Consider the following 22,683-nt stretch of genomic DNA (forward strand, 5'->3'; position numbering starts at 1 on the left):
CCGCTCCCCGCTGGAGATCCGATGGTCGTCTGGATCGCACTTTAACTCCGATCCGACCCAAAGGATCTCATGTCGCCGATTTTGCACCGTCCAGTAGTGCGAGAGCCGCGGCATGTGACGGGGCCGAGTCGGCCGCGCCGTTGACCGTGGTGGAGAGTGCGCCGGCCGCGTTCGCCAGTCGTACGGCGTCCACCAGGCCGGCTCCGTTCGCGAGCGAGGCGGCCAGTGAGCCGCAGAACGCGTCCCCGGCCCCGACCGTGTCGACGGTGGCGACGTCGTGCGGCGCGATCCGCTCCTCGTAGCCGCCGTCCCGGTCCAGCACGTAGGCGCCGCGCGACCCGAGGGTCACCACGCAGGCCCGCAGTCCCCAGTCCTCGGCGAGCTTCCGCGCGATCATCGGCACCTGGGACTCGTCGTCGCAGTCCAGCCCGGTGAGCGCCGCGGCCTCCACCTCGTTCGGCACCAGGATGTCGACGTACGACGCCAGCGCCGGGTCGACCGGTCCCACCGGGGCCGGGGTGAGGATCGTGGTGACGCCCGCGGCCGAGGCGAGCCGGAGGGCGGCGTGGCTCGCCTCGACCGGGAGCTCGAGCTGGACGCTGAGCACCTTGCTGGACGTCAGGACGTCCCGCGCCGCCTCGACGTCCGCCGCGGTGATCGCGGCGTTCGCGCGGGACACGATGATGATCGAGTTGCCGCCGTCGGGCAGCACCAGCGGCAGTCCCACCCCGGTGCCGAGCGACGGATGCCGGACGACCCAGGACGTGTCGACACCGTTCGAGGCGAGCAGCTCCAGGAACTCCTCGCCGTACCGGTCCTCGCCGATGGTGCCGACGATCGCCGTCCGGGCACCCATCCGCGCCGCCGCGATCGCCTGGTTCACACCCTTGCCGCCGAGGAACTCCGCGAACCCGGTCCCGTGCAGCGTCTCACCCGGCAGCGGCCGCCGCTCCGCCGACGCGACCAGGTCCTTCATGAACGACCCGAGCACGCATACGTCCGTCATGCCTGGTCCTCCGACAGACGCTTGCCGAGGGCACCGGACGGGTGGAAGCGGGCGAAGTCGTGATGACTGAACTCGCGCAGTACGACGAGCGCGCACGCGAGCGCGTCGCCCATCGCGAGGGAGGCGGTCGTCGACGCGGTCGGCGCCAGGTTCAGCGGGTCCGCCTCGCGCAGCACCATCGTGTCCAGCGTGTATGTCGCCAGTTGCGCGAGTGTCGACTCCTCGCGCCCGGTCATCGCGATCACCGGGATCCCGCGCTCGCGCAGCATCCGCGCGAACGCGCACACCTCGGCGGTCTCGCCGGACGCGGACAGCGCCAGCACGAGATCGCGGGTCGTCACCGCGCCGGAGTCGCCGTGCAGGGCGTCCCCGGAATGGATGAACGTCGCCGGCGTCCCGGTACTCGCCAGGGTCGCGGCGATCTTGCGGCCGACCAGCCCGGACTTGCCGAGCCCGGTCACCACCAGGTGACCTTCGCAGCGGGCGACCGCGGTCAGTACGTCGAGGAAGACTCCGTCCAGGCGGTCGGCGAGCGCGGACACGGCCGCGGCCTCGGTCTCGATCGCGTCCCGCGCCGCTTGCAGCCCCCGCGCCACCAGGTCCCTGGACAGCTCGTCGGCCGTGCGGTGGGCGGACGCACGGTTCGGCACAACTGGCATCCCAGCGCCTCTCATCTCAGAAATCGATTTCCGCAGATTAGGCACCGGACCGAGGTGGTGTCAACGCCTGCGGTCACGACGGAAACCCTGTGTGCACGCGGGAATCCCCGGATTTGATCACATCGTCACCGCCGAGGGCCTTGACCGTCCGGGTCGGCACTCGTAGATTGCGAGAAATCGATTGCCCCTCGACGTCCACGGCCAGGCGCCGTTCGAGAGAATCCCTGGAGCACCCTGATGCCCGCAACACCCTTCCCTGCACGGCAGTTCAGCCGCCGGTCCGTCCTGCGCGGCGGGCTCGGCGCCCTGGCCGCCTCCGCGGCCGGCGTACCGCTGCTGTCCGCCTGCGGCGGCGACTCCTCCGGCAGCGATGCCAAGGAGTTGTCGTTCTGGAACTTCTACGGCCCGTCCGACGACCAAGGACCGCAGAGCAAGTGGTTCGTCGACACCGTCGCGGAGTGGAACAAGAACAACGACACCCACGTCAAGCTGCGCTACATCCCCGGCAAGGACTACCTGAACGGGACCACGCTGCAGACCGCGTTCCAGTCCGGTCAGGGGCCGGACATCTTCCTGATCAGTCCCGGTGACTTCCTGCGCTACTACAACGGCGGCGTCCTGCAGGACCTCGGCTCCGCGCTGTCGGACGAGGCGAAGGCCGACTACCTGCCCGGCCTGCTCGAGGCGCGCAGCGTCGACGGCAAGGTCTACGGCCTGCCGATGGAGATCGAGCCGCTCGCGATGTACTACAGCGAGGCCGCGTTCGAGAGCGCCGGCCTGTCCGAGGCCGACCTGCCGAAGACCTGGGACCAGACCCTCGCGGTCGCGCAGAAGCTCACCAACAACAAGCGGTACGGCGTGATGTTCGAGACGCAGCCGGGCTACTACCAGAACTTCACCTGGTACCCGTTCCTGTGGCAGGGCGACGGCAACGCGATCAAGGACGGCAAGTCCGCGTTCGACTCGCCGGCCGCCGCGCAGGCGCTCGGGTTCTGGGGCGAGACGATCAAGAACAAGGTCGCGCCGCGCAAGGCGCTCGGCGACGGCGGCGGCGACGTGGTCTCGAACCTCGGCTCCGGCGCGGCCGCGATGCAGCAGAGCGGCATCTGGGCGGTCGCCGACATGCGCGCCAAGGCGAAGAACTTCAAGTACGGCATCATCCCGCTGCCGACCCCGGACGGCGGCAAGCCGGCCACCGACCTCGGCGGCTGGGCGTTCGTCGCGAACTCGAAGGGCAAGAACCCGGAGGCGGCGGCGAAGTTCATCGCCTGGGCGCTCGGCTCGACCGACGCGGCCGGTGTCGAACGGCAGCGGCAGTGGAACACGGTCGTGAAGACCAACGTCCCGCCGCGCAAGTCGGTGCAGACGGCGGCGGACGCGAAGGGCGCCTTCAGCGAGGGCGTGCTGAAGAAGTTCGTCACCGAGATCGCCCCGACCGGCAAGCCGGAGCCACGGTTCCCACCGGAGGTGTACCAGCCGATCGCCGACGCGATCCAGGCCTGTCAGCTGAACGCGGCCGATCCGGCCAAGGCAGCCGCCGACGCCGCGGAGAAGATCGACACGTTCCTGAAGACCTACCAGGGTGCGCCGATCAGCTGATGGTGACGACGACAGCTCCTCCGTCCAAGCCACTGGTGAAGGCTTCGGCGAAACCCACGGCGGGTATGACGAGGAAGCGGCGCGAGGCGTTGGCGGCGTACGCCTTCCTCGCGCCGGACACCCTCGGCCTGCTGGTCTTCGTCGCGATCCCGATGGTGCTCGCCTTCGGTGTGGCGTTCTTCAAGGTCGACGGCTTCGGCAACTACCAGTACGTCGGTCTGGCCAACTACAGGCTGATGGCCGGCGACGACCAGTTGTGGGCGTCGCTCAAGGTCACCGCGACATACGTCGTCACGTTCGTGCCGATCGCGTTCGTGGTGAGTTTCGCGCTGGCGATGCTGGTCCGGAACCACTTCAAGGGCATCGGCTGGGTGCGCTCGGCGTTCTTCCTGCCGAACGTGGTCAGCCTGGTCGTGGTTGGCCTGATCTGGCAGTTCCTGCTGGTCGACAAGCGCGGCGCGCTGTCCCGGATGCTGGCGCCGTTCGGTCTCGGCGACGTGTCGTTCCTCGGGACGCCGTCCCTTGCCCTGGGCACCTATGTGGTGATCAGCGTGTGGTTCCTGATGGGGTACCAGATGCTGGTCTTCCTGGCCGGTCTCAAGGACGTGCCGAAGGAACTCGAGGACGCCGCGTCGATCGACGGCGCGGGGCCCTGGCAGCGGTTCCGGTACGTGATCTGGCCGCTGCTGCGCCCGACCAGCTTCTTCGTGGTGGTGAACTCGACGATCGGCGCGGTCACCGGGCTGCAGGCGTTCGACCTGGTCTTCGTGCTCACCCACGGCGGCCCGGCCCGCGCGACCAGCACCGTCGTGCTCTACATCTACGAGCAGGCGTTCACCTTCAACAACATGGGGTACGCCGCCGCGCTGACCACCGTGGTCGTGGCGGTCCTCGTGGTCTGCACCGGCCTGATGTTCGGCTTCACCCGAGGAGGCCGCTTCGATGAGGATTAGATTCTTCCCGGTCCTGGCCCACGTTCTCGCGATCATCGCGGTCGCGCCGCTGCTGTGGATCCTGATCAGCGCGCTGAAGCCTGCCGAGGAGGTCTTCAACTTCGGCCTGCCGCAGCGCTGGACGCTGGACAACCTGCAGTACGTGCTGCTGAAGATCCCGATGCCGCGGTTCATGCTGAACTCGGCGATCGTGTCGGTCGCGGTCACCGTGATCGCACTGTTCTTCCACTCGATGGCGGCGTACGCGCTGGCCCGGCTGCGGTTCCCGGGGCGCGGGATCATCTTCTCCGGGATCATGTCGACGCTGCTGGTGTCGCTGCCGGTGATCCTGGTGCCGCTGTTCCTGGTGGCGAAGCAGCTGGGTCTGCTGGACAGCTACGCCGGCCTGATCGTGCCGAGCATCTTCCACGCGTTCGGGATCTTCCTGCTCCGGCAGTACTACCTGAACATCCCGCGGGAGCTGGAGGAGGCGGCCGACCTCGACGGCTGCGGGTACTGGCGCCGGTACTGGAGCGTCATCCTGCCGCTCAGCCGGCCGGTGCTCGCGTCGCTGTCGGTGCTGTTCTTCCTGGCCAACTGGAACGCGTTCCTCTGGCCGCTGACCATCACCCGGAACCCGGACCTGCGGGTGATCCAGCTCGGTGTCTCCGGCATGCAGGGGCAGTACGCCTCCGCGTGGAACCTCATTCTCGCGGCCGCGGTGATCGCGGCCATTCCCACGGTCGTGGTGTTCGTCGCGGGCCAGCGCCGGCTGGTCGACGCGATGAAGACCACCGGCCTCAAGTAGCTGAGAGGCTTCTATGTACGGCGATTACGGCAGCAGTCTGCGTGATCTGCCCCGGCTGCGCGACTCCAAGCGGCGCAGGGCGTCCAGCTGGGACCGCACCGGCGGCAACGACGACCGGTTGACGATCCGTCCGGGTGAGACCGCCGTACTGGCGGACATCGAAGGACCCGGCTCGATCAACCACATCTGGTGCACCGTGGCGCGGGACAGCCCGTGGGGCCCGGACGAGGTCGACGGCGACTACCTGCGCAAGCTGATCCTGCGCATCACCTGGGAGGACTCCGCCCGGCCCAGCGTCCTCGTGCCGCTCGGCGACTTCTTCGGTGTCGGGCACGGGAAGACCGTCAACTTCGTCAGCGCACCGCTGCAGATGAGCCCGCAGGACGGCAAGGGCTTCAACTCCTGGTTCCACATGCCGTTCGCGTCCCGGGCGAAGGTCGAGATCATCTCGGAGCTCGACAGCGCCGCGGTGTTCTTCTACTACTACATCGACTACGAGCTGTTCGACGGCGCGCAGGACGGCCTCGGCTACTTCCACGCGTCGTACAACCGGCAGCACCCCACGGACGGCGTACCGCAGGGATCCGAGACGCTGCGCCAGTACCAGGTCGAGGGCACCAACCTCACCGGCGACGGGAACTACGTCGTCCTCGACACCGAGGGCAAGGGCCACTACGTCGGCTGCGTGGTGAGCATCCGGAACCTGCGCGACTCGGCCGAGTGGAACTGGTACGGCGAGGGCGACGACATGATCTTCATCGACGGCGAGCCGTTCCCGCCGTCGCTGCACGGGACCGGGACCGAGGACTACTTCAACACCGCGTGGTGCCCGAGCGAGGCGTACTCGGCGCCGTACCACGGCATCACGCTGCCCGGCGGAGCCAACTGGAGCGGCGAGATCTCGCTGTACCGCTTCCACATCGAGGATCCGATCACGTTCTTCAAGTCCATCCGCGTGACCATCGAGCACGGCCACGCCAACAAGCGCAGCGACGACTGGTCGTCGGTCGCCTACTGGTACCAAACCCTGAAGGGATAGCTTCATGAAGCGTGGGGCCTTGCTTGCTGTCCTGCCGCTGGTCTTCGGATCCGCGGCCCTCCTGACCGAATCCCGCGACTCCCAGCCGCCTGCCGCCGCCTCGACCGCCATCGGGACGTCGCAGGTGGAATCGAAGGGCATGCCCAGCCAGAGCGACGGCGACCTGTGGCCGTCCTGCTGGGCCGGCAACGACAAGCTGTACGCCGCCAACGGTGACGGCAAGGGCTTCAGCCTGGACGGGGACTTCGCCGACATTGCGGTCAACGAGATCACCGGTACGCCGGGGAACTTGTCCGGGGCAACGATCTCGAAGGGCGACCAGGTCGGCTCGATCTGGAGCGGCGCCGGGTACAACCGGAAGCCGACCGGGATGGTGTGCGTCGGCGACACCATGTACCTCGCCGTCCAGGACCTGGCGCTGGACTTCAACGACGTACCGGCCGCGACGATCCTGAAGTCCACCGACCACGGGCGGACGTGGACGTGGGACAAGTCGAAGCCGATGTTCTCCGACCACGTCTTCACGACGATCTGGTTCGCGGACTTCGGCCGCGGCGGCGCGCTGGCGCCGGACGGGTACGTGTACGCGTACGGGCTGGACGGGAACTGGCGGGACTCGTTCGACGACACGGTCGCGGATCCGCAGTCGGTGTTCCTGGCGCGGGTGCCTCGCGACCAGGTGCAGGAGCGCGACGCGTGGAAGTTCTACACCGGGTCCGGGTGGTCGCCGAAGATCGCGGACCGCAAGCCGGTGCTGACCGACACGCGGCGGCTCTACGCGCAGACGTACGGGACGAACGCGTCGAACCTGAGCGTGATCAGCCAGGGCGGAGTCACGTACCTGGCCAAGCAGAAGCGGTACGTGTACACGTCGTGGACGGAGTACACCTTCGAGTTCTACGAGTCGCCGACGCCGTGGGGGCCGTGGAAGCACTTCCTGAGCAAGGACTTCGGCGGGTACCCGTGGTCGACGTCGAAGTACGGCGGGTACGGCGTGACGATCCCGTCGAAGTTCGTGCAGCCGGACGGCCGGACCATGTACGTGCAGGCGAACGTGTGCCCGTGCGGCGGTGGTGGGATCGGCACGTCGGTCTACAACTTCAACCTGCGCAAGCTGGTGCTGACGCCTTCCGACGGTACGCCGGCATCGAACCTGCCGGGGCCTGACAACCTGGCCGCGCCTGGGACTGGCGCTGTGGCGATCTCCAAGTCGACACAGTCGGGGAGTCTCGCGGTGCTGAACGACGGCTTGAAGACGGGTAGCGAGTCGGACTTCGACGACGAGGTGAAGGGCGCTTCGTGGTGGGGGTACGAGTGGCCCGCGCGGCGCAAGGTGAACAACGTCGAGTTCACGTCCGGCGCGGTGTCGGCGCAGGGCGGGTACTTCACCGGGCGGCCGCGGGTCCAGGTCAAGCGGGACGGCGTGTGGGTCGAGGTCGGCTCGCAGACCGTGTCACCGGCGTACCCCGGCGACGCGTCTGCCGGTGCGAACACGACGTACACGATCACCTTCCCGGTGCAGGAAACCGACGGCGTGCGGGTGATCGGGCTGCCCGGTGGGACGCGTTCGTACACGACGGTCTCCGAGCTGGCGGTGCGGTTCGTGCCGCAGCTGGCTGACGGCGGCTTCGAGGGCACGGGCGGTGGCAAGCCCGCGTGGTCGTTCGAAGGTACGGCGGCCAACGGCGTCGACCGCGGGCTCGGCTTCGCCCACTCGGGTGCGAACAACGGCTGGATCCGCTGCACCTGCACGGGCCGGAGCGCGCTGTACCAGACCGTGCCGGTCACGCCCGGGGCGACGTACACCTTCGGCTCCTGGGTCAACGCCTCGGCGAACCTGCCCGCCGACCAGGGCCGCTTCGGCGTCCGCGTCGGCACCCAGGACCTCGCCACCAAGACCTTCGGCGCCGGCACCGGCTACGTCCACCACGAGGTCACGGTGAAGGTGCCTGCGGGCGTGCACGAGCTGACCGTCTACGCCGGCTTCAACGCCCCGAACAAGGACACCTGGATCCAGGTGGACGACTTCACGGTCAGCTAGGGCCAGGGCAGGAGTTCGGGCGCCGGGCCTGTGATCGGGCCCGGCGCCTGGCGGCCGGCGTACCAGGCGGTGAGGTCGGTGAGGGCGCCTTCGAGGGTGATGGTTTCGCCGGTGCCGGTGTTCCAGGTGGTGGTGGGGGACCGGAGGACCAGGTGGATGCCCTCGGGGGTGCGGGGGCGGAGGAAATCGAGCAGGTGCAGGCAGAAGGGCTCCGACCAGGACGCGGGTGTGATGCCCAAGTCCAGGTCAGTGGTGTGGATGGTGAGTTCGCGCCAGGTGGCCTGCAGGCCGGCCGAGAGGTTGCTGTTGCGGTGCAGGATCGGGAGCGGCCAGTCGGTCGGGCCGACCCGGTCCCAGGCGGCGAGCAGCGTGGTGACAGCCTCGGCCAGGTGGGACCTGAGTTCGGCGGCGGGACGGTCCGCGCCGGCTTCGATCGCGGCGTCGCGCGCCGGGCGCCCACCGTCGTACACCTCGACCAGGCGTCCCTTGAGAGCTTCGTCGACCTGACGTGTCATCGCCTCGGAGAAGTTGGCGATGTGGGTGATCACGTGTCCGCGCGACCATCCGGGGAGGCCGGACGCGCCGCGGGCGGTTGCATCGTCGAGGTCTGCTGTCAGTGCCAGCAGTTGGTCGGCCGTCGCACGTACGTCGTTCAGGGCCACAACAGCTCCTTCTTCCAGGTGTTGTCGAGGTGGTAGTGCAGGCGTAGGTGCCGACGGTCCTGGTCGGCCTGCCAGAACTCGACCTCGTCGGCGTGCAGCGTGTACAACGTCCAGTTCGGCGCGACCAGGTCGGGATCGGCCGCGATGCGGTCCTGCTGTTGCTTGGTGGCGACCTCGATGTCGGCGCGATCCGCGAGTACTGCGCTCTGCCGGCCGACGAGCGCCTCCGCCCGGGATCCGAGGGGACGCGCCAGGAAGTCCTGCGCTGATTCCTCCGGCGTCGCGGGCTGGACCCGGCCCATGACTCGCACCTGACGCCCGAGCGGGATCCAGTAGAAGGTGAGAGCGGCGTACGGCGTGGTCGCCAGCTCCTCGCCCTTGCGGCTGGTCGACGACGACGCGAACTGCCACCCGTCGGCCGTCACGTTCTTGAGGATCAGCACCCGTGCGTTCGGCCGGCCGTCGGGGCGCACGGTGGAGAGCGTGGTCGCGCAGGCCTCGGGCACGTCCTGGTCGATCGCTGACAGCAGCCAGTCGACGAACAGCTCGTGCGGGGTTTCCGGGGTTCGCGAAGGATCCCAGTCGGGCGGGGTCCCGGTCAGCGTCGGTACGGCGCGCAGCCGGCTGCGGAGATCGGTCACGATTCGAGACCCTAGGCGATCGATTCACATGGCAGCAACCGGATATCCCATTAGACTCGCCTCGTGACCGCGCTCGCCCTGGCCCTCGCCACCACGATCAAGCACGACGGCCACGGCGGCATCGCGGACCTGTTGTCGACCGAGGCGGAGGCCGTTGCGTGGCTCGCTGGTCAGCAGCACCTGCTTGCTCCGGTCCTTGGCGCCTTCGACGTCCCGAGCGCGGAGCTGCACCGCGGACTGATTGGCATGCGGCGCGCCGTGCGGGCGCTGTTCGCGCGGGCGGTGGCGCCGAACCCGCCGAGCAAGGCGGACGCAGATCGGCTGCTGGACGTCGAATCCGCGCTGCGGATGGTGAATGAGGCAGCGGACCGGCTCGGCGCTCCGACGCTCGAGTGGCCCGCGGACAGTGCACCGGGTCTGCGCTGGACCTTCCGGACGGAGGATCCGCTCGAACTGCTACTCGGGGCCATCGGGCGGTCGACGATCGACTTCCTGGTCAGCCCGGACCGGGCGCGGCTGCGGGCGTGCCCGGCGGCGCGCTGTGTGAAGTACTTCCTGCAGGACGATCCGCGGCAGACGTGGTGCACGCCGGCCTGCGGGAATCGCGAGCGGGTGAACCGCCACTATCGCAAACGCACCGCCGGATAGCCTGTGCGACATGAGTACTGCGCGGTTCAAGGACCTCTGCGTCGACGTGGAGTCGCCGAGTGAGCTGGCGGCCTTCTGGGGCCGTGTCCTCGGGCTGACGACCCCCGCGGACAACCCGACCGTGCTGGTCGGCGACACGCCCGAGAAGACCATCTGGATGTGCCAGGTCCCGGAGCCGAAGACCGTCAAGAACCGCGTGCACCTCGACGTCATCACCGCTGACATCGCCGACCTCGAACGCGCCGGCGCCACGGTCCTGACTCCGGAGACCGACGAGCAGCAGTGGACGGTGCTGGCGGCCCCGGAAGGCGGGGAGTTCTGCGGGTTCGTCCGCGAGACCGTTCCGGCGTACCGGCTGATGGAGCTGGTCGTCGACTCGGCCGATCCGGAGGCGCAAGCCCGCTGGTGGGCCGACGTACTCGGCGCCGACTTCTCCAGCCGGCCCGGGCGGCCGTACTACTGGCTCGAGAACGTGCCCGGCCTGCCGTTCCGGTACTGGGTCTTCGTGCCGGTCCCGGAGCCCAAGACGGTGAAGAACCGGGTGCACTGGGACGTCACCGCGCCCGCGCTGCAGCCCGTGCTCGACGCGGGTGCGACACTGCTCCGGCCCAAGGACGACGAGATCGGCTGGAACATCTGCGCCGACCCCGAGGGCAACGAGTTCTGCGTGTTCCTGCCCCCGGAGGCCTCATGACTGTACTGATGCCGCGCCTCCGGCGCGGCGGGTCATGGGGCTGGAACTCCCGTCCTTCCCTCGTCGCTGCGGTCGCTGCGCTCCCTCCGCTCCTCAGTCCAGGCCGGGAGGCCCCATGACCAAGCTGCATCTGACGACGTCCGCTGCGGACCTGACCGAGGCGCTGGTGAACATCTCCTCGGTCAGCGGCACCGAGGAGAAGCTCGCGGACAAGGTCGAGAAGGCGCTCTCGGCGTACCCGCACCTCAAGGTGTTCCGGCACGGCAACACCGTCGTCGCGCGCACCGACCTCGGCCGGGCCGAGCGCGTCGTACTCGCCGGGCACCTCGACACCGTGCCGCTCAACGACAACCTCCCGGCGCGGCGCGCCGACGGCCTGATCCACGGGCTCGGCGCCTGCGACATGAAGGGCGGTATCGCGGTCATGCTGCGGCTGGCGGCGACCGTCGACGAGCCGAACCGCGACGTCACCTACATCTTCTACGACTGCGAGGAGATCGAGGCCGAGCGGAACGGCCTGTTCCGGCTGACCCGCTCCAACCCCGAGCTGCTCGAAGGCGTGTTCGCGGTCGTCATGGAGCCGTCGAACGCGGTCGTCGAGGCCGGCTGCCAGGGCACGATGCGGATCGAGGTCACCACCCGCGGCGAGCGCGCGCACTCGGCCCGGTCCTGGATGGGCGAGAACGCGATCCACGCGGCGGGCGAGGTGCTCGACCGGCTGGCGGCGTACGAACCACGGCGGGTGCCGATCGACGGCCTCGAGTACCGCGAGGGGCTGAACGCGGTCGCGATCAGCGGCGGCGTCGCGGGCAACGTCGTACCGGATCTGTGCACGGTGACGATCAACTACCGGTTCGCGCCGAACCGGTCCGAGGCCGAGGCCGAGGCCCACCTGCGCGAGGTCTTCGAGGGGTACGACGTGACCGTCACCGACTCGGCCCCGGGCGGGCTGCCGGGCCTGCAACGGCCGGCTGCGGCGGCGTTCCTGCAGGTGGTGGGCGGGGAGCCGCAACCGAAGTTCGGATGGACGGACGTGGCGCGGTTCACGCTGCTCGGCGTACCGGCGGTGAACTACGGGCCGGGCGACCCGCTGTACGCGCACAAGCAGGACGAGTTCGTGCCCGAGGTGGAGATCGAGCTGTGTGAACAGCGGCTGAGGACTTGGTTGACAGACCGCGCCTAGCCCGGCCGCGTTACCGGCCAGGCAATAACCTGGGGTCATGTCAGAACCATCGATCCACCCCGACCGTCCGGTCGGCCAGCAGCAGCGCGGGCCGATCGTGATGCGGCGCAAGCAGGTGCAGCACTCCACCTCCGAGCAGCGGCTGCTGGACAGCCGCGGGCCCTCGGACTGGGTGCACACCGATCCGTGGCGGGTGCTGCGGATCCAGTCGGAGTTCATCGAGGGCTTCGGCATGCTCGCCGAGCTCGGGGCCGCGATCAGCGTCTTCGGCTCCGCGCGGACCAGGCACGACGACCCGATGTACGCCGCCGCGGAGAAGTTCGGGCGGAAACTCGTCGAGGCCGGGTACGCCGTGATCACCGGCGGCGGGCCGGGCGTCATGGAGGCCGCGAACAAGGGCGCCTCCGAGTCCGGCGGCGTGTCGGTCGGGCTCGGCATCGAGCTGCCCTTCGAGAACGGCCTGAACGAGTGGGTCGACATCGGGATGAACTTCCGGTACTTCTTCACCCGGAAGACGATGTTCGTGAAGTACGCCCAGGGGTTCGTGGTGATGCCCGGCGGGTTCGGCACGCTGGACGAGCTGTTCGAGGCGCTGACGCTGGCGCAGACCCGCAAAGTCACGTCGTTCCCGGTGGTGCTGTTCGGGACGTCGTACTGGGGCGGCCTGGTCGACTGGCTGCGCGCGACGATGCTCGAGGACGGGAAGATCTCGTCCGCCGACCTGGAGATGTTCATCGTCACCGACGACGTCGACGAGGCGATCAGCTACATCGTCAAGGCCGGCGAACTCGCCGACGCCGCCGCCGAGGAAGCCGCCGAGGAAGCCGCCCGCGACATCACCGAAGCCAACGCCCCCGCCTCCCGCCCCCACCGCCTGGGCTCCGACGGAAGTTGAAAACCCTGGGTGATTGTGCGGTTGACTCGTCCGGCATGGCACGATCGGTCCCGTGATGTGGTTCTTCGGGCTGATCGTGGTGCTGTTGATCGGGGCTGTCGCGGTAGTGGCCTCGGGTCGTTGGGGTGCCATGAGTACGGCGTACGACGACCGGCCCGACATGACGGTCCCGGCGCGCCAGGCACTGACCGCGACCGACATCGAGTCGGCCCGGTTCGCCGTCGGGGTGCGCGGCTACCGCATGGACGAGGTCGACAGCCTCCTCGAACGCATCGCGAAAGAGGTCGCCGAACGCGACCGCCGCATCGCCGACCTGGAACGCGCCGTAGCCCCCATCGTCGAGTCCCCGGAAGGCCACGGCTTCACCTCCACGCCGTACGACCCCGCCGAATTCGAAGACACCGGCACCCAACCCCCGATCCTGGTAGGCGGCGACTTCCCAGAACCCACCACCGACACCCCGCGCCCCGGTGAAAACGCGGGTACGGCGGGCAGCGCCGACACAGCGTCCAGTGCTACAGGGGCAGCCGCGGGTACTGCGGGCGACGCCGACGCAACCTCCGACGCTACGGGCGCGACGGCCGGTACTGCGGGCGACGCCGACACAGCCCCCGGTGCTACGGACGCAACGGGCGGTACTACGGGCAGCGCCGACACAGCCTCCGGCGCTACGAGCGCGGCGGGTGGTACTACGGGCAGCGCCGACACAGCCTCCGGCGCTACGGGCGCGGCGGACGGTAGTGCGGGCGGCGCCGACGCGGCGTCCGGTGCTGCTGCTGGGTCTGGGGTGCAGCATGCGGATGACGCGGCTGACGGACCTGAAACGAGCGAGCTGCCTCCGGCGGGTCGTGCTGCGGCCGACGAGTACGAACGCCTGCAGGCCGAGGCGCGCGCCGTACTGGAAGCCCAGTCCCAGCCCGGAGCCCCACGCCGCACCCCGGCCCCCCAGCAGCCGACGCCCGACCACCAGCAGCCCCCGGCGCCGCCGCAGTCGGAGGACCTTCAGCCGCAGCAGTCGCAGGCGGAGCACCCCCAGCCGCAGCCGCAGGCGGAGCAGCCGTCCGAGCCTCCCCGGGAGCAGCAAGTCGAGCAGGCCCGGCAGGAGCACCCACAGCCACAGCCGCCGCAGTCGGAGGACCCGCAGCCGCAGCAGCACGCGCAGGTGGAGCAGCCTTCCGAGGCTCAGCGGGAGCAGCAGGCCGAGCAAGTGCGGCCGGAGCAGCTGGACGCAGAGCAGGCGCGTCAGGAAGCGGCGCGTCAGGAGCAGTTGCGGGGAGACACAGAGGCGTTGACTCCTGCGCAGCAGTATGACCAGCTCGTGGAGAGCCGGCGTGCGTCGGAGCAGGGAGAGGCTCAGCCGTCCGAGCGTGCGGCGGAAGCCGCGACCAGCCGTCCCGGTCCCGGCGAACAGGCGGCGGATGCCGCCAACACCCTGCCTGCTCGTGGCGAGGAGGCAGGTGCTGACGCCCAGCAGGCGGTCAACCATCGGACGACTCAGCCGGCTCAAGCGGAAGGTGCCGGCGCGCACTGGACAGCTGCACCGCAGCCTCAGGAAGCAACCGCTGACCAGCAGCCGCCCACCCAGCCCCCGCAACCGCAGCAGCCCGGCCAGCGGGCTGAGGAGGAGGTCGGTGGGGCCGAAGGGTCGCCGAACGGTGCGGCTGGGGATGAGGGTGAGTGGCGGTTTTGGCCGCCTGCGGAGCAGGGCGAGGGTACTTATCAGCGGCCTAGCTGATGGATGCTTCGGGGAGGTGTCACGCAGAGGCGTCGGTCTGGTTGTCGCTAGGGCCTGAGGACGCCTGGGACGTCGTGATGGACTGGGAGCGGCAGTCTCGGTGGATGTTGTTCACCCGGGTCTGGGCTACCGGGAACGGCGGGACTGGCGTGGGTGGTGGAGTGGCCGCGCGGACTTCTGTCGGTGGCTTGGGGTTCACTGACGACATGGTCATCACCCACTGGGATCCGCCGCGCGAGTGCACGGTGAAACACCTCGGCAAGATCGTCCGCGGCACCGGTACGTTCGCCATCGAGCCGGCGACGGCGGCACCGCCGGACGTGCCGCGCGCCGCAGGAGTGCCGGGAGCTGCGGGAGGGTCGGGAGCCGGGGCGGCGGCGGGTGTGGGCACTGGGAGCGTCTTCACCTGGTCTGAGGATGTGGTGCCGCCGTTCGGGCGGCTGGGGGTGTTTGTCTGGCCGGTGGTGCGGCCTGTGTTCGAGGTGATGATGCGGGTTTCGTTGCGGCGGTTGGTGCGGGAGGTGGGGGCGTGAGTGAGGTCGTGCGGTGCAGTTGGGCGACTTCTGCGCCGGAGTACGTCGAGTATCACGACAACGAGTGGGGGAAGGAGATCCGCGACGACGTCGGACTGTTCGAGCGGATGACGCTCGAGGGGTTCCAGTCGGGGTTGTCGTGGATCACGATCCTGCGGAAGCGGGAGAACTTCCGGGCCGCGTTCGCGCATTTCGACCCCGAGGTGGTCGCGAAGTACGACGCGACGGACTTCGACCGGTTGATGGCCGACCCCGGCATCGTCCGGAACCGGTTGAAGATCAACGCGACGATCTCGAACGCCCGCGCGCTGCTCGAGCTCGCGCCGGGGGAGTTCACCGAGCTGCTCTGGTCCTTCCGGCCCGCGAAGCACCCGGCGCCGCGGACGATGGCCGACGTACCGGCCACGACACCGGAGTCGGTGGCGATGTCGAAGGCGCTGAAGAAGCGCGGTTTCGTGTTCGTCGGACCCACCACGGCGTACGCGTTGATGCAGGCCACGGGCATCGTGAACGACCACTTGAAGACCTGTATAGCCCGGTAAATCTCGTGCACGTGCAGCTGCCTTTTGCATATGCAAAAGGAACTTTGCCGAAAACCAAAGACAAACGGCTGAACGAGTTGTGCTCCGGCCACTGAACGTGATGAGGTGTTCAGCGGGCTCCCCGACTGTCAGGTGGTTGTCCGGCCGTGACTCGCCCGGCCGGAACGCGGTCGCGGAGCCCACCAAACGTTTTACGGAAGGGTGTTCGCGCCATCCGTGGTGAACCGCGTGCGGAACACGTCGGTCCCGGTCAGCCCGCTCAGCTGGGTGCCGGCGGGCGTCACGGTGAGGTACAGATTCGCCTCGGCGAAGGCATCCGCCGCGTCGTCGTCCGCCGTACCGAACTGCCGCGTCCAGCTGCGCGTGCGGTCCGGGGAGTACTTCGCCAGCACGCCGTCGAACTTCCCGAGCGGACTCCCCAGCGCGCCGTCCGTGAACCCACCGACGTACGCCGCACCGCCCGGATCCACCGCGACCGCCGCGCCCTTGTCGTTCCCGCTCGTGCCGAACTGGTCCCGCCACGTCAGTACGCCGTCCGCGTCCGCGCGCGCGACCACCACGTCCTTGTCCCCGGCCGACGGTCCCGCGAAGTCGCCCGCCGTGTATCCGGTCAGATAGACACCGCCCGCGGGATCCGCCGCGAGCCCCCACACCTCGTCGGACGCCGCCGTACCGAACTGCTTCAGCCACACCGCGTCCCCGGCGGACGTGTACCGCGTGAGGATCCCGTCGACCCCGCCGGCGGACGTACCCAGCGAACCGCCCGTCATCCCGCCCAGGTACACCGACCCGCCCGACACGGCGACGGCCATGCCCTTGTCCTCGCCCGCGCTCCCGGCCTGCCGTACCCACGCCTGCCGACCGTCCGCGTCCAGGCGCGCGACGAACACGTCCTTGTCGCCCTGGTTCGTCCCGGCCAACGCTCCCTTCGTGTAGCCGCCGACGTACACCGCCGTCCCGTCGACGGCGACCGAGTAGCTCCGATCCGCGACGCCGGGCACGCCGAACTGCGTCAGCCAGCGCCGATTCCCGTCAGCGTCGTACTGCGCCACGAACGCGTCGTCTGTGGTGTTGCCGGCATGTGCGCCGTCGAGGTCGCCGTTGGTGTAGCCCGTGACCACAACGCGCCCGTCCGCGTCGACGGCAACGCCGTACGCCCGCTCCGTGCCGCCCGTTCCGAGCGAGCGCGTCCATTCGCGCGAGCCGTCGGCCCGGTACTTGATCAGCGCGACGTCGGTGCCGCCGGCGTACGGCTGCCCGTCCAGCGCCCCGGCGGCCGCGACCGCTTGATAAACGTTGCCTGAGGCATCGGTGGCGATCCCGCCGGCGCGGTCCTCGCCGGGTGTGCCGGTGATCGCTGCCTGCATCGGCGTCGCGGGCGGCTTGCCGAGGTACTGGAAGACGTACTTCGCGCCTTCGGCGAACGTCGGGCCCCAGACGTCCCAGTCGTGGCCGCCGTCGACGATCCGGAGCTCCGAGGTCAGGTTCGGGACGCGCGCTGCCTGGTTGAACACGACGTGCGTCTCGAAGTCCAGGTCGTGGGTGGCGTCGACCGGTTTCGGGTTCTTGTACTCGTCGTCGCCGACCACGAGGAACAGCTGCGACCGCAGACCGCTCGCCGCGAACGACTTCAGCGCGGCCGGCCAGTTGAGCTTCAGGTACGTCGCTTCGACGAACGGGTCCTTGCCCTTGCCGAAGGCACCGAACTCGCGGGTGCTGGAGTCGCTCGGCGGCAACGGGAAGTACACCGCCGGGCTCAGCACGATCCCGGCGCCGAAGACGTCCGGGTGCGCGAGCACGTACCGCAGCGCGCCGGCACCGCCCATCGAGTAGCCGGCGATCGCGCGCCCACTGCGGTCCGCGATGGTCCGGTACGTCGCGTCGATCCGCGGCACGAGATCCTTGAGGAACGCCGTCTCGACCGGGCGTCCCGGCGGGATCTGGGTGTCGGGGGATCCGGTATACGCCGAGTCGACGTACCAGCTCGCGCGGCTGCTCCACGGCGCGTCCGGCATGACCGCGATCGTGGGCGGGATCTCGCCGCTGCCGACCAGCTCGTCCAGCCGGCTCTTCACCTGCGTCCAGGCACTCATCGAGTCACCCCGGCCGTGCAGCAGGTAGATGACCGGATACCGACGCGCGGACCCGTCTACCCGCCCGGCAGGTAGACGTTGTAGGCAATGTCCTCCCCGAGCACAGGGGAGGGCACCCGCCGGGCGGTGATGGTCCCAGGCGCAACCGAGACCCCGGTCGCGGGCTGTGTGGACGGGCCGGATGGGGGCTGCGTGGCGGAGCCCGGCAGGATCAGGCTCCCCACCAGCGTGACGGCGGTCAGGGCAGGTAGCAGCAGTTTCCTCACCCGTCTGGTTGTAATCGCTTACGTAAACGATTACAAGAGCTCGCGCTGTACCGAAGGACGGGTAGTGATGAGGGATTGCGCGGCGTGTCGGATCCTCAGAGCCTCGATCGGGCGACCACTACCCGTTCTTCGGTACGAGCCCTACCGCCCGGTGAACGTCGGCTTCTGCTTCGCGACGAAGGAGGCGACCGCGTTCTGATGGTCCTCGGTCCCGCCGGTGAGCTGCATCTGCGTGGCCTCGAACGCCAGCGCCTCCGCCAGCGGGTGGGCGGCCGAGTAGCTGAGGGAGCGGCGAACCGCGCCGTAAGCGACGGTCGGGCCGGCGGCCAGTTTGGTGGCGAGTTCAGCGACTGTGAGTTCCAGGTCGGCAGCCGGTACGACGGTCGTCACCAGGCCGAGGTCGAGTGCCTCGGGGGCCGGGATCGTGCGCGGGAAGTACAGGAGTTCGAGCGCCTTCGCGTGACCGATCAGCCGCGGCAGCGTCCACGAGATCCCCGTGTCGCAGGACAGCGCGATCCCGGTAAACGCAAGATTGAACCCGGCCGTGTCGGCGACCACCCGGAAGTCGCACGCGAACGCCATCGACGCGCCCGCCCCGGCCGCCACGCCGTTGACGGCCGCGATCACCGGCTTCGGCATCTCGGCGAGCGCCAACGCGATCGGCGCGTAGTGGTCCGGTACCGTGCTCCACAGCGCGGCCTGATCGTTCGCCTGCAGGAGCCCGATGTGCTCCTTCAGGTCCTGCCCGACGCAGAACGCCCGCCCGGTCCCGGTCAGTACGACGACCCGGACGGCCGGGTCGTCCGCGGCCGCCTGGACCGTGTCGCGGAGCAGCACCTTGGTCGGCGTGTCGAGCGCGTTCATGGCATCCGGCCGGTTCAGCGTGATGGTCGCGATGCCCTCGGCAACGGCGTACGTGACGGAATCACTCATCGTGGTCTGCTCCTTGACGTTCGGTGAGAACTCGGTGCTGAGTCGGCTTCTAGGTCAGCTGTTCGGTCAGGCATGTCGCAGGCAACTGTCGACGAAACGCCCGGCCGCGGGGCCCAGTCGTTCGGCGTGGAAATCGAAGAACGCCGCCGCCCGCGTCCCGGCCCAGTCGGCCGGCAGCAACTCGGCCGGCAGCCCCGGGTCGCGGAACAGGAACTTGCGCCACTCGTGCACCAGTTCGGACCGTACGGCGAACGCCTGCTCGTCGCCGGTTTCCGGTCCCGCGTCGTCGACCAGGGCCTTCGCCTCGATCAGCCAGGCGTCGTACGACGCGCCGAGTTCGTCGAGTTTCCAGACCCGCCGCGCGAACTCCACGGCGCCCTCGTCGACGGGCGCCCGGAACCGGTCCGCGGCGATCCCCTCCTGGCCGAGGATCTGGTCCACCTCGGCGTCGTTGCGCAGCCCGACCCAGGCGCCGTCGGACAGCGGAGCCCAACCCAGGAAGGAAAGTTGGCTCGCCAGCTGCTCGCGGCGGCGGGCGTTCGGAACCTCGCGGAGGATGCCCAGGTGCCAGTGCCGGTCCCAGTCGCCGGGGCCCTCGGAACCGGCCGGCACCGGGGTGCCGTCGGGCGCGGTCCGGTAGATCCGGGCGGCCGCGTCGTCGAGCCGGCGACGCGCCCGGGCGGTCAGCGCGTACCCGGGCTGGCCGTCGATCCGGACCGGCTCGAGCCAGCCCTGCCGGACCATCCGGGAGACGGCCGTGCGAACCGCCGGCGGATGCACGCCGAGCGGTGCGAGCAGCCGGACGAGGGCCGCGACCGGGGCCTGCGCACCTCGCGCGCGCAGGTGGTCGCCGTACAGGTCGAAGAGGGCTGAACGGGCGTGCACAAGACTCGAGTCTGCCGTATGGTGCACGGCTCTGGCCCGGGATCGGGAATAATAGGGGCTGACACACACCGATACACACTGCGATACGCGCCGACGGCGCATCACCGCAACGGCGCCGGCCACGGTCCCCCGCGCGGTGTCGTCGCTCAACACCGACACTGGGAAGGGGTGCGCGCATGGCGGCGATGAAGCCGCGGACGGGCGATGGTCCGCTCGAGGTCACCAAGGAGGGCCGCGGGATCGTGATGCGGGTTCCGCTCGAGGGCGGGGGTCGGCTCGTCGTCGAGCTCAACGCCGACGAAGCGACCGAGCTCGGCAACGCACTGAAGGCCGTCGTCGGCTGATCACATCCCCGCGGGGCCGCGCCGGCCCCTGCCTCTCACTCCGACCCCGGTGGGTGCCCTTTCCGGCACCGGCCGGGGTCGTTACGGTTTGCTGTGCCCGAAACAACCCCGCATTTGATCAAACAGTGAGGTCCTCCTAGTGGCTCGCCGCAGCAGTTCGTCTCCTTTCCCCAGTCTTCCGGCCGTTGCCTGGCAGCCCGGTCTGCCGGTGCACGGCGCGTCGACGTGGGTCGTCGTCGCCGGCGAAAGCGGCCTGCCGGCCGCCGCGAAGGAGGCGGGGGAGCGCCTCGGCGTGGACCTCGACCGGTTGCTGGAGGTGCAGCGCGCGACCGGCTTCACGCCGTCCGCCGGTGCGACCGCGGCGTACCCGCTGCTGACCGGCGAGGTGACCGAGATCCTGCTGGTCGGGGCCGGTGACGGCAGCCCGAAGGACCTGCGACACGCCGGTGCGGCGATCGCGCGGTTCGGCCGCGGCAAGGACGAGCTGACCACTGTCGTTGCCGAGGGCATCGACGACGCGGCGCTCCAGGCGTTCGCCGAGGGCGTCGTTCTCGGTTCGTTCTCGTACACGCAGAAGACGGCCGACCCCGGCAAGCCCGCGGTCGGCACGGTCACGCTGACCGACGGGTCCGAGGCCGAGCGGCAGCCGGTGCTCGACCGCGGCGTCGTGATCGGCCGGACCGGCTGGCTGGCGCGGCAGCTCGCGATCACCCCGTCGAACGAGAAGGACCCGGCCTGGCTGGCCGCGCGCGCGAGCGAGGTGGCCGTCGCGACCGGTCTGGTGGCGACGGTCTGGGACGAGAAGAAGCTCGCCGCCGACGGCTTCGGCGGCATCCTCGCGGTCGGCCAGGGCTCGTCCCGGCCGCCGCGGTTCATCCGCCTCGACTACGCGCCGGCCGGTGCGTCCAAGAAGACGCCGTACGTCGTGCTCGTCGGGAAGGGCATCACCTACGACACCGGCGGCCTGTCGCTGAAGCCGCGCGAGGGCATGGTGTCGATGAAGCGCGACATGACCGGCGGCGGCTCGGTGATCGCGACGATGTCGGCGCTGCGGGACCTCGGTGCGAACGTCCGGGTGACCGGCCTGATCTGCGCCGCGGAGAACATGCCGTCCGGCTCGGCGTACCGCCCGGACGACGTGATCCGGCACTTCGGCGGCCGCACCACCGAGGTGAAGAACACCGACGCCGAGGGCCGGCTGGTGCTCGCCGACGGCCTCGCGTACGCCGTCCAGGAGCTGAAGCCGGACGTCCTGGTCGACGTCGCCACGCTCACCGGCGCGATCAAGGTGTCGCTCGGCGCGATGCTGTACGGCGGGATGTTCGCGACCGACGACGCACTCGCCGACAACCTCGCCGACGCCGGCCGGGTGTCCGGCGAGGAGGTGTGGCGGATGCCGCTGCCGGCCGAGTACGAGGAGCTCATCTCGACGCCGATCGCGGACTCCGTGAACAGCTCGAAGGGCCCGGGCTCGATCACCGCCGCGCTGTTCCTGAAGGCGTTCACCGGCGACATCCCGTGGGCCCACCTGGACCTGTCGTCGATCGCGGAGTCCCCGGCCGACCGCTTCGAGTACTCCGTCGGCGCCACCGGCGCCGGCGCCCGCCTGCTCACCACCTGGCTCGCCTCCGACACGCCGACGTCCGGCATCGGAGGGTAGCGCTCAGCCGGCGATCGCGTTCAGCTCGTCGACCGCGTCGGCGGGCAGTACGAGGTCGCGGGCGGCGATGTTCTCGCGCAGGTGCCGCAGTGACGACGTGCCCGGGATGACGACGCTGGTCGCGGACCGCTGGAGCAGCCACGCGAGTGCCACCTGGTGCGGCGTGGCGTCCAGCCGGGCAGCGACCTTCGTCAGCGTCTCGGACTGCAGCGGCGAGAACCCGCCGAGCGGGAAGAACGACGCGAACGCGATGTTGCGCTCGGCCGCGTAGTCGACGATCGGGTCGTCGGCGCGGTTGACCAGGTTGTAGAGGTTCTGGATCGTCACGAACGGCGCGATCGCCTCCGCCTCGCGGGCCTGCGGCATCGTGACCGCGCTCAGGCCGAGGTGCCTGATCAGGCCTTCCTGCTGGAGTTCGGCCAGCGCGGTGTAGGGCTCGGCGATCGAGTCGTAGCTGGGCTGTTCGCGGGCCGCCGTACGGAGATTGACGACGTCGAGGACGTCGAGACCGAGGTGCTCGAGGTTCTCGTGGACCTGCCGTTTGAGGTCGTCGGGCTCCAGGGCGACGTTCCACGCGGCGTTGGCGTCGCGGCGGGCCCCGACCTTGGTGACCAGGCGCAGGTCCTCCGGGTACGGGTGCAGCGCCTCCTTGATGAGTTCGTTGACCACGGTCGGCCCGTAGAAGTCGCTGGTGTCGATGTGCGTGACGCCGAGGGCGACGGCCTCCCGCAGTACGGCGATCGCCTGGTCGCGGTCCTTCGGCGGTCCGAAGACGCCGGGCCCGGCCAGTTGCATCGCGCCGTACCCCATCCGGGTGATAGTCAGGTCGTCGGCGAGGGTGATGGTCGAGTTCGTCATGCCTCCACTGTTCGCCGGCGCCCGGCG

Annotated in this window: 23 protein-coding genes; 14 read left to right on the forward strand and 9 right to left on the reverse strand. The window is 69.7% G+C overall.

What is annotated here, in order from left to right:
* Positions 1 to 67: 67 nt before the first annotated feature.
* Together ABN611_RS20680 and ABN611_RS20685 are read right to left on the reverse strand one after the other, a co-directional pair.
* Positions 68 to 1,006 (reverse strand): ribokinase, encoded by a 939-nt coding sequence (locus tag ABN611_RS20680; RefSeq protein ID WP_350281544.1) that lies wholly within the window; start codon positions 1,004 to 1,006, stop codon positions 68 to 70.
* Positions 1,003 to 1,665, reverse strand: coding sequence for an SIS domain-containing protein (locus tag ABN611_RS20685; protein ID WP_350281545.1), 663 nt, complete (start codon positions 1,663 to 1,665; stop codon positions 1,003 to 1,005). Before ABN611_RS20685 ends, ABN611_RS20680 begins: the two co-directional genes overlap by 4 nt.
* Before the next feature lie 237 nt (positions 1,666 to 1,902).
* Between ABN611_RS20685 and ABN611_RS20690 the strand changes: the two genes are divergently transcribed.
* The 5 genes from ABN611_RS20690 (at position 1,903) to ABN611_RS20710 (ending at position 8,084) form a co-directional block, all read left to right on the forward strand.
* Positions 1,903 to 3,264, forward strand: coding sequence for a sugar ABC transporter substrate-binding protein (locus ABN611_RS20690; RefSeq protein WP_350281546.1), 1,362 nt, complete (start codon positions 1,903 to 1,905; stop codon positions 3,262 to 3,264).
* Between the two features lie 65 nt (positions 3,265 to 3,329).
* Entirely contained in the window at positions 3,330 to 4,217 is an 888-nt protein-coding gene (locus ABN611_RS20695) for a sugar ABC transporter permease (RefSeq protein ID WP_350281547.1), read from the forward strand.
* A complete protein-coding gene (locus tag ABN611_RS20700) occupies positions 4,207 to 5,004 on the forward strand; it encodes a carbohydrate ABC transporter permease (protein ID WP_350281548.1) in 798 nt (265 codons plus the stop codon). The genes ABN611_RS20695 and ABN611_RS20700 overlap by 11 nt, the downstream gene beginning before the upstream one ends.
* A gap of 13 nt (positions 5,005 to 5,017) precedes the next feature.
* Complete coding sequence (locus ABN611_RS20705) at positions 5,018 to 6,043, forward strand: glycoside hydrolase family 172 protein (protein WP_350281549.1); 1,026 nt, start codon at positions 5,018 to 5,020, stop codon at positions 6,041 to 6,043.
* A gap of 4 nt (positions 6,044 to 6,047) precedes the next feature.
* Positions 6,048 to 8,084, forward strand: a complete 2,037-nt coding sequence (locus tag ABN611_RS20710; RefSeq protein ID WP_350281550.1) for a DUF4185 domain-containing protein — start codon at positions 6,048 to 6,050, stop codon at positions 8,082 to 8,084.
* Here the strand turns inward: ABN611_RS20710 and ABN611_RS20715 are convergent.
* Positions 8,081 to 8,746: a maleylpyruvate isomerase family mycothiol-dependent enzyme gene (locus ABN611_RS20715; protein WP_350281551.1), complete on the reverse strand. Its 666-nt coding sequence runs from the start codon at positions 8,744 to 8,746 to the stop codon at positions 8,081 to 8,083. The two genes, ABN611_RS20710 and ABN611_RS20715, sit on opposite strands and share 4 nt — an antisense overlap.
* Positions 8,737 to 9,387: a pyridoxal 5'-phosphate synthase gene (locus tag ABN611_RS20720; protein ID WP_350281552.1), complete on the reverse strand. Its 651-nt coding sequence runs from the start codon at positions 9,385 to 9,387 to the stop codon at positions 8,737 to 8,739. The genes ABN611_RS20715 and ABN611_RS20720 overlap by 10 nt, the downstream gene beginning before the upstream one ends.
* Positions 9,388 to 9,450: 63 nt before the next feature.
* Between ABN611_RS20720 and ABN611_RS20725 the strand changes: the two genes are divergently transcribed.
* The 7 genes from ABN611_RS20725 (at position 9,451) to ABN611_RS20755 (ending at position 15,617) form a co-directional block, all read left to right on the forward strand.
* Positions 9,451 to 10,035 (forward strand): ABATE domain-containing protein, encoded by a 585-nt coding sequence (locus ABN611_RS20725; RefSeq protein WP_350281553.1) that lies wholly within the window; start codon positions 9,451 to 9,453, stop codon positions 10,033 to 10,035.
* 10 nt (positions 10,036 to 10,045) lie between these two features.
* Positions 10,046 to 10,729: a VOC family protein gene (locus tag ABN611_RS20730; RefSeq protein ID WP_350281554.1), complete on the forward strand. Its 684-nt coding sequence runs from the start codon at positions 10,046 to 10,048 to the stop codon at positions 10,727 to 10,729.
* A 115-nt stretch (positions 10,730 to 10,844) separates the two neighbouring features.
* Entirely contained in the window at positions 10,845 to 11,912 is a 1,068-nt protein-coding gene (gene dapE, locus ABN611_RS20735) for a succinyl-diaminopimelate desuccinylase (RefSeq protein ID WP_350281555.1), read from the forward strand.
* A gap of 37 nt (positions 11,913 to 11,949) precedes the next feature.
* Positions 11,950 to 12,807, forward strand: coding sequence for a TIGR00730 family Rossman fold protein (locus ABN611_RS20740; protein ID WP_350281556.1), 858 nt, complete (start codon positions 11,950 to 11,952; stop codon positions 12,805 to 12,807).
* 55 nt (positions 12,808 to 12,862) lie between these two features.
* The gene (locus ABN611_RS20745; protein ID WP_350281663.1) at positions 12,863 to 14,542 is read left to right on the forward strand and encodes a DivIVA domain-containing protein; all 1,680 of its coding nucleotides are present in this window, start codon (positions 12,863 to 12,865) and stop codon (positions 14,540 to 14,542) included.
* 77 nt (positions 14,543 to 14,619) lie between these two features.
* Positions 14,620 to 15,075, forward strand: coding sequence for a hypothetical protein (locus tag ABN611_RS20750; RefSeq protein ID WP_350281557.1), 456 nt, complete (start codon positions 14,620 to 14,622; stop codon positions 15,073 to 15,075).
* Entirely contained in the window at positions 15,072 to 15,617 is a 546-nt protein-coding gene (locus tag ABN611_RS20755; RefSeq protein ID WP_350281558.1) for a DNA-3-methyladenine glycosylase I, read from the forward strand. The genes ABN611_RS20750 and ABN611_RS20755 overlap by 4 nt, the downstream gene beginning before the upstream one ends.
* 191 nt (positions 15,618 to 15,808) lie before the next feature.
* Here ABN611_RS20755 and ABN611_RS20760 read toward each other — a convergent pair whose 3' ends face one another.
* The 4 genes from ABN611_RS20760 to ABN611_RS20775 all read right to left on the reverse strand — a co-directional run bounded on the left by ABN611_RS20760 (position 15,809) and on the right by ABN611_RS20775 (position 19,794).
* Positions 15,809 to 17,740, reverse strand: a complete 1,932-nt coding sequence (locus ABN611_RS20760) for an SBBP repeat-containing protein (protein ID WP_350281664.1) — start codon at positions 17,738 to 17,740, stop codon at positions 15,809 to 15,811.
* 26 nt (positions 17,741 to 17,766) lie between these two features.
* Entirely contained in the window at positions 17,767 to 17,976 is a 210-nt protein-coding gene (locus ABN611_RS20765; protein ID WP_350281559.1) for a hypothetical protein, read from the reverse strand.
* A 141-nt stretch (positions 17,977 to 18,117) separates the two neighbouring features.
* Positions 18,118 to 18,909, reverse strand: a complete 792-nt coding sequence (locus ABN611_RS20770; RefSeq protein ID WP_350281560.1) for an enoyl-CoA hydratase-related protein — start codon at positions 18,907 to 18,909, stop codon at positions 18,118 to 18,120.
* A gap of 66 nt (positions 18,910 to 18,975) precedes the next feature.
* Positions 18,976 to 19,794: a PaaX family transcriptional regulator C-terminal domain-containing protein gene (locus ABN611_RS20775; protein ID WP_350281561.1), complete on the reverse strand. Its 819-nt coding sequence runs from the start codon at positions 19,792 to 19,794 to the stop codon at positions 18,976 to 18,978.
* A gap of 176 nt (positions 19,795 to 19,970) precedes the next feature.
* Between ABN611_RS20775 and ABN611_RS20780 the strand changes: the two genes are divergently transcribed.
* Both ABN611_RS20780 and ABN611_RS20785 read left to right on the forward strand, forming a co-directional pair.
* The gene (locus ABN611_RS20780) at positions 19,971 to 20,138 is read left to right on the forward strand and encodes a DUF3117 domain-containing protein (protein ID WP_012923066.1); all 168 of its coding nucleotides are present in this window, start codon (positions 19,971 to 19,973) and stop codon (positions 20,136 to 20,138) included.
* A 139-nt stretch (positions 20,139 to 20,277) separates the two neighbouring features.
* On the forward strand, positions 20,278 to 21,798 hold the full coding sequence (locus ABN611_RS20785) for a leucyl aminopeptidase family protein (protein WP_350281562.1): 1,521 nt from the start codon (positions 20,278 to 20,280) through the stop codon (positions 21,796 to 21,798).
* Positions 21,799 to 21,801: 3 nt separating this feature from the next.
* On the opposite strand, the gene ABN611_RS20790 is transcribed toward ABN611_RS20785, so the two are convergent.
* Positions 21,802 to 22,656: an oxidoreductase gene (locus ABN611_RS20790; RefSeq protein WP_350281563.1), complete on the reverse strand. Its 855-nt coding sequence runs from the start codon at positions 22,654 to 22,656 to the stop codon at positions 21,802 to 21,804.
* Between the last annotated feature and the right edge of the window lie 27 nt (positions 22,657 to 22,683).

Source organism: Kribbella sp. HUAS MG21, from assembly GCF_040254265.1.
In the GTDB taxonomy this organism is placed as follows: domain Bacteria; phylum Actinomycetota; class Actinomycetes; order Propionibacteriales; family Kribbellaceae; genus Kribbella.